Origin of the sequence: Gracilimonas qinghaiensis (assembly GCF_046602855.1) — a bacterium.
Lineage (GTDB): Bacteria > Bacteroidota > Rhodothermia > Balneolales > Balneolaceae > Gracilimonas.
The window spans coordinates 349,367-364,835 of the sequence record NZ_JBKINJ010000002.1 but is presented as its reverse complement, the minus strand read 5'-3'; the positions used below and the strand labels follow the sequence as shown (position 1 = coordinate 364,835).

The window sequence follows — 15,469 nt, the reverse complement described above, 5'->3', positions numbered from 1 at the left end:
GAAATACAATTCAGAGATATATTTAGAAAAAACTTAGGGATGGTTTAATGTCTCAATTAACAAGAGATGAAAAGCAGAAGCAGAAAGACTTCGATGAGGAGATAATTCCTCACATGGATGCTTTGTATAATTTTGCACTTCGACTTACCACAGATCCAAATGACGCAGAAGATCTCGTGCAGGATACTATTGTAAAGGCATATCGGTTTTTCAGCAGCTACGAGAAAGGCACCAATGCCAAGGCATGGATGTTTCGGATCTTGAAGAATTCTTTTATCAACAACTATCGTAAGACATCAAAAAAACCTTCTCAGGTAGATTATGATGAAGTTTCTCCTTATTACGAATCTATAAGGGCCGAACGAACAGAAACTTCTGATCTTGAAAGCCTGATGTTCAGGGAAATGATGGATGATGATCTGTCCAATGCACTCACTCGCTTGCCTGAAGATTTTAGGACAGTGGTACTTTTATGTGATGTGGAAGGTTATACTTATGAAGAGATCGCTAACATGCTGGATGTCCCTATTGGTACAATACGCTCTCGGCTTCATCGTGGAAGAAACCTATTGAAAACAGAATTGCTGGAGTACGCTAAGAAGCGCGGATTTACCGGAGATTAAACAGTTATTTAGTTACTTTCACTCTTCTTCCTTGACCTCCATCGTAACACGCATAGTGGTGCCCTCATCCAGTTCTGAACGTAATACAAAGATACTGCCTTTGTGGTATTCTTCAATAATCCGCTTAGTAAGACTTAATCCTAAACCCCATCCTCTTTTTTTTGTGCTGAAACCGGGTTTGAAGATATTCTTAACGTTTTTTATTTCAATCCCTCTTCCGGTATCCTCAATATCGATTATCACCTCCCCTTCCTGAACCTTAGAACTGATAGAGATATATCCACCGGTCTCCTTTTCTTTCATTGAATCCATGGCATTTTTAACCAGATTTTCAATAGCCCATTGGAATAATTCGGGGTTTATTTTTACCAAGGCTCTTGCTTTCAGGTCTTTGCGAACTTCTATAGAGTTACTAAGTCGGGGCAGTCTGCGTTCCATATATGCGGCCACCTGATCCAAAATGGGTTGGATCTCCATTTTCTGAAGTTCAGGCTCCGAGCCGATCTTCCCAAATCGCTCAGCAACTCCCCTTAAACGCTGCACATCCTTTTCGATCTCATTGGCGATATTGACAGCGGTGTCTTCATAGCGATATTCATCCTTTAGCAGCTGAAGCCAACCGTATAAACTTGAAATAGGCGTGCCAAGCTGATGGGCTGCTTCTTTGGCCATACCTACCCATAGATTTGATTGTTCTGATCGGGTAATACTTCTGTATGTTGTATAACCTATACCCAATAAAAGTCCCAGTAATAGGATCTGTATGTAGGGAAAGTAACGAAGCATCTGAACAGTCGGGCTTTCACCATAATACACAAATTGATCAAGCTGGCGATACTCATCACCGATAGAAAATTTAAATGGCTCATTCAGGCTCTTGAATTCGCGGATGAGCTCATCTCTATACGCTTCATTCTCAACTCGTACAGTATCAATATTTTTATAGGCCATGATGAAATCACTTTCATCAAGAACAAGTGTTGGGATCTTAAAACGATCCTGAATGATGATCTCCTCACGAACAAAGTCTGTTGAGCTGCCCGCTGATTCTGCCTCTTCAAGCAAGGCAATTAGACTGTCTGGAACATCATCGATTTGTTTTAACATGGATATTGCTTCAAGCAGCATGGCTCCCGGTTGTTCATTCACCGGCTGGCTAGTGAACTCGATGGCTTTTGTCCACAGTTCGACGCTGGCGCGTTCCTGTTCAATAATCTTGGTAACCAGATATTGATTGTAGATAACAGATCCAATCCCCAGCGTAATGAGCAAAAAAACCAGGATAAGCTTAATCTTATTAGCGGGCACGAACAGTTTCATAGGTAAAGAATACACCTATTGTTGAAAAATAAAAAGGTATGAAAGTAAAAAGCCCTCCATTGTTTGAAAGGAAGGCTTTTCATAAAATTATTTTAAGCAGAAGCTTTTTGTTTTTCGTAAACAGGTGGAGCCTGTTTTTCAATGGTCTCTTTTGTGATCACACATTTAGAGATATTACTCATTGAAGGTAATGTGAACATGATATCAAGCATAGAAGCTTCCATGATGGATCTTAGGCCACGCGCGCCTGTTTTTCGTTTTTTTGCCCGCTTGACAATTCCTTTCAAGGCTTCTTCCTCAAACTCCAGCTCGACATCTTCCATCTTAAAAAGCTTGGTATATTGCTTTACAAGAGCATTTTTTGGGGTGGTAAGGATGTCCAGCATAGCTTCATCTGAAAGTTCGTGTAGCCCTGCAATAACAGGCAGTCTACCTATCAGTTCAGGGATCAGTCCGTAATGCTGCAGATCTTCAGGCTCAACATGCGTGAATATTTTTGGATCGTCTTTGTCGAATTTTACTTGTTCGTTGGTATGGAAACCCATTACGCTGGTTGATAGCCGCTTGGCAATGATATCTTCAAGTCCGGAAAAGGCTCCGCCACAAATAAACAGAATATTTGCTGTATCCAGCTGGATAAAACTTTGTTCGGGGTGCTTACGACCGCCTTTCGGTGGTATGTTAGCGACTGTTCCTTCTAATATCTTCAATAACGCCTGCTGAACACCTTCTCCGCTTACATCGCGAGTGATTGATGGATTATCACTCTTGCGAGCTACTTTGTCCACCTCATCAATATATACAATGCCTCGCTTAGCGCGTTCTACATCATAATCGGCTGCCTGTAGCAGGTTGCTTAAAATACTTTCCACATCTTCACCCACGTAACCGGCTTCCGTTAGTACAGTTGCATCAGCAATGGTAATCGGAACATCTATGATCCTTGCCAAGGTACGAGCAAGAAGAGTTTTACCGCTCCCTGTTGGGCCCAACAGCATAATGTTGGATTTTTCGATCTGAGTATCATCGATCTCAGAGTTTTCACCGGAAATTCTCTTGTAGTGATTATAAACGGCTACTGATAAGGTTTTTTTGGCCATTTCCTGTCCGATAACGTAATCGTCGAGTTTGGTCTTGATCTCGACTGGTTTAAGCATCGGCTTATAGCTCTTCTCTCTTCTGCGAGCCAGTGAAGCTAAATCACTTTCAATAATGCTTGATGCATCTTCCACGCAACGGTCACAAATATAAACTCCGGGACCGGCTACCATACTGTTCACTTCCAGACTGGAGCGACTGCAAAATGAACAGTGTACAATATCGCTGTTTTTCTCTTTATCGCTCATAACAAGCTTAATTTAATGAAAATGCCGGTTATTTAGAATTTTTGCCGGATTTGGCAATCAGGTTATCAACCAGGCCATAATCTACGGACTCCTGGGCAGTCATCCATTTATTTCGGTCAGAATCTTCCATGATCTGCTCAACAGTTTGACCACTGTGGTCTGCCAGTATTTGGCTAAGTTCTTTTTTAACACGGATGATCTCTCTGGCTTCAATTTCAATATCACTCGCCTGACCCTGTGTGCCACCCAAAGGCTGATGGATCATCACTCGGGCGTGTGGAAGTATACTGCGCTTACCTGTGGTACCGGCTGTTAAAAGCACGGCGCCCATGCTGGCAGCCATTCCCATACACGTAGTGGCAACATCACATTTAATATGCTGCATAGTATCGTAGATGGCCAATCCGGCTGAAACAACACCGCCCGGGCTGTTTATATAAAACTGAATATCTTTTTCAGGATCTTCACTTTCAAGAAAAAGAAGCTGAGCTGTAATAGAGCTTGCAACAGCATCATTTACCGGTGTGCCCAAGATCACGATACGATCTTTGAGTAATCTCGAGTAGATGTCGTAAGCTCTTTCACCGCGACTTGTGGTCTCAACGACCATAGGGACGAGGTTGTTTTGAATAGACTGAACAGAATCTAAATTAGGCTCTTCAAATAAAGGTTGATTGGTAATCATTTTATTGATCCGATATATAGGTTATTTATTCTTTTTGTCTTTCTTTTCCTGCTGCTCTCGGTATTCGTCTTTGCCCATTTCATTGATCTTCACTTTGTCCTGCAGGATATCGAATACTTTGTTTTCGCGAATACTGCTTCGCAATTGTTCAAGCATTTGAGGCTGCTGTGCATAGTATTGTTTCAGCTGATCGGCCGGTACACCATAACGTGCTGCTTCAACAGCTAGATGCTCGTCAATATCTTCGGGTTTTATTTCGATATCTTCAAATGTTTCTTGCAGTTTTTGACTAATGAATGACCACTTAGCTTCGCGAACGGCGCGGTCTCTCATTCCGGCTTTATACTGCTCTGCGTCAAAGTTTTCAGGTAGTTCTCCGCCTTGCTTTTGTTTAAGCTGATCAACGTAGGACCCCTGAATTTGAGCCACAAATGTTTCCGGAACTTCAAAGTCGTGTGCTTCAACAAGAGCATCAGCAACATCATTCTTGAAAAGGTCATCTGCGGTCTGATCGTAATATTCCTGCATGCGGCTTTTGATGTAGCTTCTAAATTGCTCTTCATCTTCAGCTTCGCCGTTACTTTGGCTTTCGATAAGCTCATCATCAAGCTCAGCCTTGTTCAGCTTTTGCACTTTTTTGATGGTTACGCGGAATCGATCTTTTTCATCACCCTCTCCAAGCTCCATCTCAACAATATCACCGGGTTTTTTACCGGAGAGTTCTTTTCTGAATTCTTCTGCACCATCCTGACGCAGGTCGATCTCTTGTCCTTCATCTACATCGTCTTCAATAGGATTTCCTTCTTTGTCAAGGGTTTGAACATCAACGATCAGCTTGGACTCGTCTGTAGCTTCCTCATCAACATTCTCCCAATTACCTTCACGCTCAAGCGTGCGCTCTATCTCTTCCTCAACCTCTTCGTCTGTCACATCATGGACCATACGGTCAACGTTGATCTTTGAAAGGTCTTTAACTTCGATCTCAGGCTTGGAGCCGATCTTGAATTTTACTTCAAGCTCGTCATTTTCCCAGGTGAAGTCTACCATTTCTGTTTCACCAATGGGCTCATACTCAGGTACAACTTCCTTTTCAAAGATCTTTTGAACTATGTTACTGATCTCTTCTTGTTCGATCTCTTTGCCAAAACGCTTTTTTATCATGCCCATTGGGACCTTACCCGGACGGAATCCCGGAAGCTGAATTTGGTCTTTGTATTTTTTATAAGCTTTGTCGAAATCTTCCTGAAGGTCTTCTCTTTTTGCTTTCAGGGTTACTTCTTTATCGACAGATGTGAGCTCTTCTACAGAAATATCCACGTGATCTCCGCTTTGTTTATTTTATTCAGTAAATGAACAGGATTTCAATTAAAAATTGGGAAGGAAGTACGAGAGGGGGGACTCGAACCCCCACATCGGTTAAGATACTAGATCCTAAATCTAGCGCGTCTACCAATTCCGCCACTCTCGCAAAATTCAGAGCTTGCAAAGATAAGACTTTCATTTTCTGAATTCAAACTTATTGTAAATAAATTGCTTAGTATTACAATTGATATGTAGAAAAAAGAAGTGGAAATTGGGGAGTGAATGTCTGAATTTTAAATCATTATGTATAGAAATCTTCGCCTGCTTTACGTTACGACATCCGATAAAAAAGAAGCCCGTAAAATTGGTCGCGCACTTGTTAATGAAAATCTGGCTGCCTGTGTCAATATATTGGATGGGATGAACTCCATTTATAAATGGGATGGTGAAATTCAGGAAGACGCTGAATGCATACTCATCATTAAAACACATTATTCCAGGATTAGAAAGGTTACACGTCGTGTCAAAGAAATGCACAGCTACGAAGTGCCCTGCGTAATATCATTTACTATCACTGAGGATGAAGGCAACGAGGAATATCTGGATTGGCTGGAGAAAAATTCAAAAGAACCATTTAAGCTATAGGTCATTGAAAAGAACAGTATTGACTGTAAAACGAACTTCAGGTCACGTATTGTGGGCAAAGATAGATCGCCCGGATGCAAGAAACGCCATCGATTTCGATGTTATGCATGAGCTTGAAGTTCTTGTTGGAGAGCTGGAAGAAGATGATAATATAAGGGTCTTTGTATTAAGTGGAGAAGGCAGGGAGTCTTTTGTGTCCGGCGGAGACTTGAAGAAGTTTCACACCATTAAATCGAAAGAGGAAGCCGTCGCAAAATCCAAGCGAATGCAAAGTTTACTGCTCAGGATAGAACAACTGCCATGCTGGACAGTAGCTTGTATAAATGGTGATGCCTACGGTGGTGGCATAGAATTGATGCTGGCTTTCGACTTTCGGCTCTCAGTGCCCGATGCAAAATTTGGGTTTACGCAGGGTCGGTTTTATCTCGTTCCCGGTTGGGGAGGACTTACGAGGCTCGTTGAAAAGGTCGGTCGTACTAAAGCACTGGAGTGGCTTGGAAAATCCGTGATCACTGATGCAGAAACAGTTTTATCTCAAGGTTTGATCGAGCATATCCTGACAGGAAAGTCAGTTGAAAACGAAGTGCAGGAATGGACTGAGATGCTCACCAAAAACGATCGAAAGTTTATTCGCTTTTTAAAAGAGGGCGCATTGAGAAATTCACCTCAACGAAATGAGGCTTTGGATGCTGAAATAGATCCCTTTTCTGAGCTCTGGGTTGATGAACAGCACATCTCAAGGGTTGATAGGTTCATGAACCGAAAATAAAAAAGGCGCCGTTAAGCGCCTTTTTTGTTGTAAACTTTAATTGCTTTGCCGATTTGAATTAATCGACGGTAAAATTGACGAAGTAAACAGTATTGCCCCAGATCAGGTTCAATCTTCCGCCTTCATCAGTTTCTTCAACAGTGATCGTAAAAGCTTCTGTCATTTCATCGGTTTGTTCAACTTGCATTGGTACACGACCGAAATCCTGACTTTCATCGTAAGAATTGCCGTTTTGGCCGGTCTCACTGTTAATGATCATAGTACCACCATCTTCTTCCGGAATAGTAAATATGGTGTATTCACCGGCCGGAACTTCAAGATCACCGATCTGAATGTCACTTGAAGTATAGAAATGAGTAGCCCTGTTAGCCCCGGTCCTCCATCGTTCTCCGTAGGGTACAATACCGCCAAATAGATCACGTCCTCGTTTTTGGGGTGATCCATAATCAACCCGAAAGTTGGCACTATTGAAGGAATATTCAGCACTGATTGCTCCGGAAAGTTCACCCATTGGATTTTGTGCGAAGCGGTCTGAAAGTGCGCTCATATCAACAGAATTGACTCGATTTACTTTTAGTTTTCGTGTAGTCAGTCCTGCATCAAGGTGTTTTATATTCCCTTCCGGTGTCACATTCACACCCATAACACCACGGAATGGATGCCTGATGGTCATAGAATCACCTTCAATATCAGCAATAATAAAATTTGAAATACGATTACCACTTAAAAGAGGCTGGTTCACTGTGTCTTGCCCGGTCGCAACAGCAGAATTAAAAGCAAGTTCAAACGGCCAGTGCACCATATCTATGAATGGTAATACACCCGGTTCGTATGGGGCCATGTAAGCACGCGCTTCATTTTCACCATAGAATTCGACATTCAGGCTGTCGCCTTGTCTGGTGATAGTTTGAGTGAGAGCTCCTTCACCCGTAAAACCTACCGCAGTCGGATAATCGGTTCTCTGCATAAGAGTGATGCCACCGGTCTCATCCAATATAAGGGAGTATTTTGAGAACCTGGTTTCAGGACTGCGCAGGATCACATTGGCAACCATACCTGAGTCTGTTTTCATGAACTGTTCTACTGCAAGAGTATCGTCACCCAATGTTGTAACAAAGTAGCTATCGTTACTCTGAGAGCTGCACGCCGTAAAAAGTGATGTGAATAATAGCGCAAAAATTAAATTTCGCATAATATGTCAGTTGGTTGTTATGATTAAATTAAAATCTATTTCAAAAAGTCATTAAAGCCAAAATTATAGCTTTAAAATTAGTAAATGGCGTTTAAGATTCCTTTTTGATCTTAGTCAGTGCCTCAACAAATGCTTCCACGGGCTGAGCGCCTGAAAGGCCATATTTATTGTTGATCAAAAAGAACGGGACACCCTGTACACCGATCTTATGGGCGCGTTCAATATCCTGAACCACTTCATCGGTAAATTGTTTCCCGTTCAGGGTTTTGAAGACCTCATTTTTATCTAAACCGATATCTTCAGCTAACTCAGAAAGAGTTGCTACATCACCCACATTTTTACCTTCAGTGAAATATGCTTTAAGCAGGCGCTCTTTCATTTCATGCTGAAGCCCTTTGCTGTCTGCAAATTGAATAACCCTGTGGGCGTTGAAGGTGTTTGTGGGTTTAACTGCATCCATATTGAAATCAAGACCAACCTTTTCAGCCATTTGTGTCATATTCTTGTTCATATCTATGGCCCAATCGCGGTCTTTACCATATTTAGTTGCAAGGGTATCGTAAATATCAGCCTCAGGTTCTGTAGGGGCATTAGGATCAAGTTCAAAACTTCTCCAAGTGATGTTGACCGAGACTTTTGGTATTTTTTCAAGTGCTTTTTCAAGATGTACTTTTCCAATGTAACAAAACGGGCAAGCCACATCCGACCAAATTTCAATATCCATACAATTTGAATGTTTAATTCAATAATTATAACTCATTCTGCCGCAATGAAGTTCAATGATTGCGGTTTGATCTTTAAATATTTTTGCAAAAAAAGGATGCTAAATTTAATTCAGCATCCTTAGGGAAAAGCAAAAGGTAGGTCAGGTATCATTCAATTCGTTCAAGCATGCGTAACCGCGTTGCTTTAAATTCGTCTCCTTCTTTCCATGTTTGCAGCTCTTCAGCATTAAGTGCCCTGAAACCGGTAAGGAAAAACAAGCGGGTATCAACTTCGGCACCTGCCAGGTCCCAATACTGATTGATCTCATCATTAACAGTGTGATAGTTGGCATCCGAAAGACTGTCGACGGTTGCAAGATAGTTGTCAGGCTTATCGATAAATTCTCTGCCGGGATTTGGGAAAATAGCGGGGATACCCACTTTGGCTAAATTAAAATGATCTGATCGGTAAAAGTATCCACGATCGGGGTGCTGATCAGGTTTTACAGTTCGGCCTTGCTTCTGAGCTTCTTCCACTAACAGATCGCTGAGAGAAGAGCGTCCGTATCCCACAACTACAACGTCTTTGGTTTGCCCGTAAACGTTCATACCATCCAGGTTTATGTTGGCTGTTACATTACCGGGTTCAATGGTAGGATTTTCAGCCCAATATTGAGAGCCCAAAAGACCAACTTCCTCAGCCCCTACAACTACAGCCAGCACGCTTCGTTTGATCTCAGTTTGGATAGACTTATAAGCTTCCATCATTTCCAGTAAGGCACTCACGCCGGCGGCGTTGTCTGATGCGCCGTTGTTGATAGAATCAGCTTCGATCGGGGCTGTAATTCCAAGATGATCGTGGTGAGCTGTTAATACGAGGTATTCATCGTTCAGGTCCTCATCACTTCCTTTAATTTCTGCAATAACGTTTTTGCCCCTGATCTCACGATATTCTGCATCCATACTTACATTCATGCGTATTCCGTTCAGTGGAACCGGTTCAAAATCATGACTGTCAGCGGCGTCCATCAATTCATTAAGGTCTAAACCTGCCTCCTCAAATAAAAGCTGAGACGCCTGATAGGTCATCCAGCCATTGAATTTAGTTGGTGAGGAAGAAGTATTGTCCTCTCCTTTTAAGTAAAAACGTTCGCGGCTCCAGCTATTAGAAACGACATTCCATCCATACCCTGCGGTTTCATCGGTGTGAATGATTATGGCACCCAAAGCTCCCAATTCTTTGGCTTTTTCATACTTGTAATTATATCGTCCGTAATAGAGCCTGGTTTTCCCCTCAAACAGATCAGGGTCAAACTCAGGATCGTTGTTTTTTACGACAATGATCTTGCCTTCTACATCCACTCCCTTAAAGTCATCCCAATTCTCTTCGGGGGCCTGAATACCATAACCCACATAAATAAGCTCGGCATCCTGAACATCAAGTTGCTCAGCCTGATTTGCAGGCCAGGCCATGAATTCATCAAAATATTCTACACTGAATGGAGTTCGTCCGTTTGTTGAAACAGACATTTCAACATTGGAGGTCTTTTGGCCCAAAAGAGGGAACTCCTGCACATAGCTCCCATTTTCAGCTCCCGGAGCAGCGCCCATTTTCTCGAACTCGTTAACCAGATAGTCTACCGTCATTTGTTCACCGGCGGTTCCGGTAGACCTTCCCCTAAAATCATCGCTAGCCAGGGTTTCGATGTGTCGAAGCAGTGAATCTTTGTTTATGGAATTTGCAGCTTTGTGTTCAGGTGCGCTGGAACATCCAAGAGCTAATATAGAGATCAGTATGGCAATAATTGAAACAGATTTCATCTCGTAAAATTTAATTGGAGTTTTTTGGTATCTGAGTAAAGATAATGTACAAAATAAAAAAAGCGAAAGGCGGTTAAGTCTTTCGCTTTGAGCACTAAAATTATTTTTGGATCAATTTTCTGAAGAGATCTCTATAGAAAATTTTTGAACCTTATCAGTTACTATTTGGTCATCTACCATGCCGCCAATGATATAATATTCATTGTTAGCCTTACCCATGCCACGGTGATCCATGGTTGGAGTTGGCTGTACTCCCAATTCTACCCATTCCTGAGTGTCGAGCCGAAAGCCGAATGCTGTTGTTTCAGGAACAGATGGTCTCAGGTTATATCCGATACCGTTGAAATTGTATGGGTTGCTGGAACCTCCAACAAAAATAATCATTTCCACCGGTGATTCAACCCCAATGGCCGCCATTCTGTAGCGAGCGTTTCCGGGGTGCTGATTGATACGAGTCCAATTAATGGATGTTGGGTCTTCGGCACTGATCTCTCCCTTTATGCTTCCGGGAGACATATTGAAGATCTGCTCGCCTTCATCAACAAAAACTCGAACACCGTCAGAAAGTACCATGGTGTTGCCTACAATACCGCCTGCATGACCAAAAACCGGTGGGCCGGGATATGGGGTAGCATGTTCCCAGGAATTAGTTTCAGTGTCATATACTTGAACATTAGACACATTATTGGTGTAATTCCATCCACTTACGAGATATATATATCGATTCTGATACACAAGAGATACGGCGTCTTCGACAGGCAGTAGCATATCAGCTACTCTTTCGTAAGAATTTGCAACCGGATCATATTTAAATACCTCTGAGGTAGAAACTTCAGAGCCATCTTCAGCAACAGTATATCCGCCATAGATGTATATTTTTCCATTTACGGTTTCAGCTGTACTTCCCAATCTTCCGATTTTGTCTGGTACGCCGGGAATCTCTTCCCATATGTTTTCATTGGCATTATACCGAGCAGCAAAATCACTGACATCTCTGAATGTCTTACCTTCTTCTAGTCCTGAAAAGGTGTAGATGTAAGGAATACCATCAACGGATGCAGATGCAACTGCGTTATTTGATATCTCTATAGGTAGAGATGCCACTTCTTCCCATTCAAGGGAGACTTGTTTAGGTGCCTGTTGACAAGAAACTGCCAAAATAGCGAGGGTGAATAGTGTTAATATATTTTTCATTTGTATAATTACTGGACTTATTATCTGATTTTTAATTACCCTGAACACCTTGTTAATCCGAAAAATTCGCGTTCAGAAATTCTTTATTTTCCAATTTTAAATATAAGATTTTTATATGTCCTCTTTTGAAAATAAAATAGTATTAATAACCGGTGGTGCCAGTGGAATAGGATTGTTGATGGGAAAAAAGGTTCTCCGCCGAGGTGCTGAAAAATTAATAATTTGGGACGTTAATTCTGAAGGCCTTGATAAGGTTTCAGAAGAGCTGGGATCAGAAGGATACTCAGTATCTACTGAACTGATAGATGTTAGTGATCATAAGGGCGTTCTGAAAGCTGCTGAAAAAACACTGGAAGAACATGGGCGAGTGGATATATTGTTTAATAATGCCGGAATCGTGGCCGGTAAGCAGTTTAGCGAGCATTCCATGGAAAGCATCAAAAAAACCATAGATGTTAACAGTTTGGGATTAATGTATATGGCAAGGGCTTTTTTGTCGGCTATGATCGAGAATAATTTTGGACATATTATAAACATTGCATCCGCAGCCGGATTAACTCCGAATCCGGGTATGACGGTTTATGCAGGCAGTAAGTGGGCAGCAGTAGGATGGTCAGAATCTTTGAATCTGGAGATGGAGAAGAATGGACATCCTATAAAAGTCTTAACGGTGATGCCAAGTTATATCAATACGGGCATGTTTGAAGGCGTCACAACCCCATTCCTTACCCCTTTACTTGATCCAGACAGGGTCACAGATAAGATACTGAATGCTGTTGAGAGAGATAAAGACAGGCTCAGGGAGCCATTCATGGTAAAGCTGACTCCTTTTATTAAAGGTATATTGCCGGCAAAGGCATACAATTTTGTTGCAGGAAAAATATTTGGTGTGTATCAATCTATGGATACATTTAAAGGAAGAGGATCTGATAAGTTATGAGTGCAAAAGGACTACTTGAGAAACAACGAACTTACTTCAGGTCAGGAGCAACCAAACCGGTTGCATTCAGGATCCATCAGCTGGAAACATTAAAAAAGATACTGACAGAGCACGAGGGTGAGCTTATATCAGCTGTTTATAAAGATTTCAAGAAGCCGGAGTTAGAGGCTTATGCTACTGAGATCGGCATTCTTCATGATGAGATCTCATACGCTATAAAAAAATTAAGGAAATGGGTTAAGCCAAACAGGGTGCGAGGTACGCTTATCAACTTTCCTTCGTCTAATTTTACTGTGGCGGAACCCTATGGAGCTGTACTCATTATAGCCCCGTGGAATTACCCTATTCAGCTTGCATTGTTACCCATGGTTGGGGCCATAGCTGCCGGAAACACGGTTGTTATCAAACCATCAGAATTATCACCTAACACTTCTGCTGTTCTTAAAAATATTGCAGATGCCTGGTATAAGGAAGAATTTGTGGCAGTTATTGAGGGTGGAGTTGAAGTCAATCAGGACCTGCTTGCCCAGGATTTTGATTATATTTTTTTTACTGGAAGTACCCGGGTTGGTAAAATAGTTATGGAAGCAGCTTCGAAGCATCTTACACCTGTAACATTGGAGCTTGGCGGTAAAAGTCCATGTATTGTAGATGGTACCGCTAAAATTAAAACAGCTGGCAAAAGGATCGCATGGGGTAAATTTATTAATGCGGGACAAACTTGTGTGGCTCCGGATTATCTTCTCGTCCACAGCAGTGTAAAAGATGAGCTCTTGAAAGAACTCAAAAAGTCAATTAGCGAATTTTATGGGGTAAATCCGAAGTTAAGTCCGGACTATGCACGGATCATAAATCAAGATCATTTTCAGCGATTGCGCTCATATCTTGAGGATGTTAAGGTGTACTACGGAGGCAGATACAAAGAAGAAGAGTGTTACCTTGAACCAACAATTGTTACTGATATCGAAAAGGATGCAGCGGTTATGGAGGAAGAGATCTTTGGTCCCATTTTGCCGGTTATAGTATTTGACAGCATTGCCGATGCCATGCACATAGTGAACTCCAAACCAAAACCATTAGCTCTTTATTTGTTCACTGAAAATAGCACTACCGAAAGGCTGGTGCTTAAAGAGTGCTCTTTTGGAGGAGGTGCTGTAAATGATGTAGTATCTTATCTTGGTAACCGACACCTTCCATTTGGAGGGGTCGGGAATAGCGGAATGGGTGTTTACCATGGTAAGTCTAGTTTTGATACATTTTCACATACTAAGAGCATTATGCGAAAACCAACATGGCTTGATATCCCGTTTCGTTATGCACCCTATAAAGGAAAACTTAAATGGATAAAAAGAATCCTGAAATGAGTACAGATACATTCAAAGCATTTTATGTAAAGGAAACTGAAGAAGGGGATTTTAGCTCAGATGTCAGGCAAGTTCCGTTTTCATTTTTGCCAAAGCATGATGTACTGATCAGAGTCAAATATTCCTCACTGAACTACAAAGATGCTCTTTCAGCCAGCGGCAATAAAGGGGTAACGAGAACTTATCCGCATATTCCGGGAATTGATGCTTCCGGTATTGTGAAAGAAGACAAATCAGGTACTTTTAAAGAAGGTGACAAAGTAATTGTTACCGGTCGGGATCTGGGATCTAATACTTCAGGTGGTTTTGGGGAGTATATTTCGGTGCCGGCAGATTGGGTGGTTAAGCTGCCGGAAGGTCTTACGCTTGAAACAGCAATGTTTTACGGCACGGCCGGTTTTACAGCTATGTATGGCGTAAAAAGGCTTCAGCGTGAGTTGATAGAGCCCGACAGTGGAAAGGTTTTGGTTACAGGGGCAACAGGAGGTGTTGGGTCATTGTCTATTCTGTTTCTTGCCGAACTAGGGTATGAAGTAGTAGCAGCTACAGGTAAGTTGAATGAGGAGCCTTTTCTGAAATTAATAGGAGCCAAAGAAGTCATAAACAGAGAACAGGTGACGAATGTTAGCCATAGTTTGATGCTGAGTAGAAAATGGAGTGGCGCTATTGAAACCGTGGGTGGATCCATGTTGGATGCTGTGATCAGGCAAACCAATCATGATGGAGCTGTAGCCTGTTGTGGAAATATCCTAGGCCATGAACTGAATACAAATATCTATCCTTTTATACTGCGCGGTGTCAGCTTACTTGGTATAGATTCTGCGATCTGTAAAATGCCAATGCGGTTGAAGATCTGGGATGAGATTTCCAGGGTCGATGTTTCCAAACTGCCAAACCGATTTATTACAACGGTTCACTTAAAAGGACTGCAGCAAGAGATTGAAAGAATTCTTAAGGGTGGACAGGTTGGAAGGGTTCTCGTGATTCACGATTAAAAAAAGCCCGCTGAGCTAACAGCGGGCTTGGATAGCCACAAACCAGCGATCAAACTGATTTGTGAGAGTTATGGGTATTTAAAAAGAAGTTCTTTTAAGCTGCACTTTGTGCAACGTTCGCTAATTCTGAGGCTTTGTTTAATGGGACCGATAATTCCTGAACTGTAACCGGCTTGAGAAGGAAATCTACATAATTCGTACTCTTGGCATTTTTGAGAACTGAAGGGGAACGATCTCCGGACAAAAATATAACCGGAATATCCATGAATTTTTCCCGCATCATTTTAACAGTTTGAATGCCATCCAGTTGACCGGCCAATTGTATATCTATAAGTAAAATCTCAGGATTAAGTTCCTGAATTTTTTCCAAGGTCTCTTCTCCGCTTGCTGCTTTGCCGATAACATCATATCCAAGACGCTCAACCATCTTCTGTTCCACTACTGATAACAGCGGATCATCCTCTACGATCATTACCTTTTTAAATGGTCCCATAAGTAAGCCACTAGTATTAAAATTTTCTAATATTAATATATTAGAAGTTTTTAATAAAAGCAACGCGTATATAAAA

The 15,469-nt window shown here is 41.8% G+C and carries 15 protein-coding genes and 1 tRNA gene; 6 read left to right on the top strand and 10 right to left on the bottom strand.

Annotation, left to right across the window (positions count from 1 at the left end; translation table 11 throughout):
• Window positions 1–47: 47 nt before the first annotated feature.
• Complete coding sequence (locus ACKGJO_RS11470; protein WP_411323578.1) at window positions 48–623, top strand: sigma-70 family RNA polymerase sigma factor; 576 nt, start codon at window positions 48–50, stop codon at window positions 621–623.
• 18 nt (window positions 624–641) lie between these two features.
• Here ACKGJO_RS11470 and ACKGJO_RS11465 read toward each other — a convergent pair whose 3' ends face one another.
• From ACKGJO_RS11465 to ACKGJO_RS11445, 5 genes are all read right to left on the bottom strand, one after another.
• Window positions 642–1,895, bottom strand: coding sequence for a sensor histidine kinase (locus ACKGJO_RS11465; protein ID WP_411323577.1), 1,254 nt, complete (start codon window positions 1,893–1,895; stop codon window positions 642–644).
• A gap of 140 nt (window positions 1,896–2,035) precedes the next feature.
• Window positions 2,036–3,289, bottom strand: a complete 1,254-nt coding sequence (gene clpX, locus ACKGJO_RS11460) for an ATP-dependent Clp protease ATP-binding subunit ClpX (protein ID WP_411323576.1) — start codon at window positions 3,287–3,289, stop codon at window positions 2,036–2,038.
• A 28-nt stretch (window positions 3,290–3,317) separates the two neighbouring features.
• On the bottom strand, window positions 3,318–3,974 hold the full coding sequence (gene clpP, locus ACKGJO_RS11455) for an ATP-dependent Clp endopeptidase proteolytic subunit ClpP (RefSeq protein ID WP_411323575.1): 657 nt from the start codon (window positions 3,972–3,974) through the stop codon (window positions 3,318–3,320).
• Window positions 3,975–3,995: 21 nt separating this feature from the next.
• Window positions 3,996–5,291 (bottom strand): trigger factor, encoded by a 1,296-nt coding sequence (tig, locus tag ACKGJO_RS11450; protein WP_411323574.1) that lies wholly within the window; start codon window positions 5,289–5,291, stop codon window positions 3,996–3,998.
• A gap of 67 nt (window positions 5,292–5,358) precedes the next feature.
• A tRNA-Leu gene (locus tag ACKGJO_RS11445) sits at window positions 5,359–5,442 on the bottom strand.
• 137 nt (window positions 5,443–5,579) lie between these two features.
• On the opposite strand from ACKGJO_RS11445, the gene cutA reads away from it, so the two are divergent.
• Window positions 5,580–5,921: a divalent-cation tolerance protein CutA gene (gene cutA / locus ACKGJO_RS11440; protein ID WP_411323573.1), complete on the top strand. Its 342-nt coding sequence runs from the start codon at window positions 5,580–5,582 to the stop codon at window positions 5,919–5,921.
• Between the two features lie 4 nt (window positions 5,922–5,925).
• Window positions 5,926–6,690, top strand: a complete 765-nt coding sequence (locus ACKGJO_RS11435) for an enoyl-CoA hydratase/isomerase family protein (RefSeq protein WP_411323572.1) — start codon at window positions 5,926–5,928, stop codon at window positions 6,688–6,690.
• A 58-nt stretch (window positions 6,691–6,748) separates the two neighbouring features.
• Here ACKGJO_RS11435 and ACKGJO_RS11430 read toward each other — a convergent pair whose 3' ends face one another.
• The 4 genes from ACKGJO_RS11430 to ACKGJO_RS11415 all read right to left on the bottom strand — a co-directional run bounded on the left by ACKGJO_RS11430 (window position 6,749) and on the right by ACKGJO_RS11415 (window position 11,601).
• Window positions 6,749–7,882 (bottom strand): DUF2911 domain-containing protein, encoded by a 1,134-nt coding sequence (locus tag ACKGJO_RS11430; protein WP_411323571.1) that lies wholly within the window; start codon window positions 7,880–7,882, stop codon window positions 6,749–6,751.
• A gap of 91 nt (window positions 7,883–7,973) precedes the next feature.
• Window positions 7,974–8,606, bottom strand: coding sequence for a DsbA family oxidoreductase (locus ACKGJO_RS11425; RefSeq protein ID WP_411323570.1), 633 nt, complete (start codon window positions 8,604–8,606; stop codon window positions 7,974–7,976).
• 148 nt (window positions 8,607–8,754) lie between these two features.
• Window positions 8,755–10,407 (bottom strand): M28 family peptidase, encoded by a 1,653-nt coding sequence (locus tag ACKGJO_RS11420; RefSeq protein WP_411323569.1) that lies wholly within the window; start codon window positions 10,405–10,407, stop codon window positions 8,755–8,757.
• A 111-nt stretch (window positions 10,408–10,518) separates the two neighbouring features.
• Window positions 10,519–11,601: a Kelch repeat-containing protein gene (locus tag ACKGJO_RS11415; RefSeq protein ID WP_411323568.1), complete on the bottom strand. Its 1,083-nt coding sequence runs from the start codon at window positions 11,599–11,601 to the stop codon at window positions 10,519–10,521.
• A gap of 115 nt (window positions 11,602–11,716) precedes the next feature.
• Here ACKGJO_RS11415 and ACKGJO_RS11410 point away from each other — a divergent pair, with 115 nt between their 5' ends.
• The 3 genes from ACKGJO_RS11410 to ACKGJO_RS11400 are packed head-to-tail and all read left to right on the top strand — an operon-like array spanning window position 11,717 to window position 14,900.
• Complete coding sequence (locus ACKGJO_RS11410) at window positions 11,717–12,541, top strand: SDR family oxidoreductase (protein ID WP_411323567.1); 825 nt, start codon at window positions 11,717–11,719, stop codon at window positions 12,539–12,541.
• Window positions 12,538–13,905, top strand: a complete 1,368-nt coding sequence (locus ACKGJO_RS11405; protein WP_411323566.1) for an aldehyde dehydrogenase — start codon at window positions 12,538–12,540, stop codon at window positions 13,903–13,905. Before ACKGJO_RS11410 ends, ACKGJO_RS11405 begins: the two co-directional genes overlap by 4 nt.
• A complete protein-coding gene (locus tag ACKGJO_RS11400; RefSeq protein WP_411323565.1) occupies window positions 13,881–14,900 on the top strand; it encodes a YhdH/YhfP family quinone oxidoreductase in 1,020 nt (339 codons plus the stop codon). Before ACKGJO_RS11405 ends, ACKGJO_RS11400 begins: the two co-directional genes overlap by 25 nt.
• Window positions 14,901–14,994: 94 nt before the next feature.
• Here ACKGJO_RS11400 and ACKGJO_RS11395 read toward each other — a convergent pair whose 3' ends face one another.
• On the bottom strand, window positions 14,995–15,393 hold the full coding sequence (locus tag ACKGJO_RS11395; protein ID WP_411323564.1) for a response regulator: 399 nt from the start codon (window positions 15,391–15,393) through the stop codon (window positions 14,995–14,997).
• Between the last annotated feature and the right edge of the window lie 76 nt (window positions 15,394–15,469).

What these genes read in the sequence shown, in the direction of transcription:
- ACKGJO_RS11430 (WP_411323571.1), bottom strand. Translation starts at nt 7,882, where the DNA reads ATGCGAAATTTAATTTTTGCGCTATTATTCACATCACTTTTTACGGCG.
- ACKGJO_RS11400 (WP_411323565.1), top strand. Translation starts at nt 13,881, where the DNA reads ATGGATAAAAAGAATCCTGAAATGAGTACAGATACATTCAAAGCATTT.
- ACKGJO_RS11395 (WP_411323564.1), bottom strand. Translation starts at nt 15,393, where the DNA reads ATGGGACCATTTAAAAAGGTAATGATCGTAGAGGATGATCCGCTGTTA.
- cutA (WP_411323573.1), top strand. Translation starts at nt 5,580, where the DNA reads ATGTATAGAAATCTTCGCCTGCTTTACGTTACGACATCCGATAAAAAA.
- ACKGJO_RS11470 (WP_411323578.1), top strand. Translation starts at nt 48, where the DNA reads ATGTCTCAATTAACAAGAGATGAAAAGCAGAAGCAGAAAGACTTCGAT.
- ACKGJO_RS11405 (WP_411323566.1), top strand. Translation starts at nt 12,538, where the DNA reads ATGAGTGCAAAAGGACTACTTGAGAAACAACGAACTTACTTCAGGTCA.
- ACKGJO_RS11410 (WP_411323567.1), top strand. Translation starts at nt 11,717, where the DNA reads ATGTCCTCTTTTGAAAATAAAATAGTATTAATAACCGGTGGTGCCAGT.
- clpX (WP_411323576.1), bottom strand. Translation starts at nt 3,289, where the DNA reads ATGAGCGATAAAGAGAAAAACAGCGATATTGTACACTGTTCATTTTGC.
- ACKGJO_RS11420 (WP_411323569.1), bottom strand. Translation starts at nt 10,407, where the DNA reads ATGAAATCTGTTTCAATTATTGCCATACTGATCTCTATATTAGCTCTT.
- clpP (WP_411323575.1), bottom strand. Translation starts at nt 3,974, where the DNA reads ATGATTACCAATCAACCTTTATTTGAAGAGCCTAATTTAGATTCTGTT.
- ACKGJO_RS11425 (WP_411323570.1), bottom strand. Translation starts at nt 8,606, where the DNA reads ATGGATATTGAAATTTGGTCGGATGTGGCTTGCCCGTTTTGTTACATT.
- ACKGJO_RS11415 (WP_411323568.1), bottom strand. Translation starts at nt 11,601, where the DNA reads ATGAAAAATATATTAACACTATTCACCCTCGCTATTTTGGCAGTTTCT.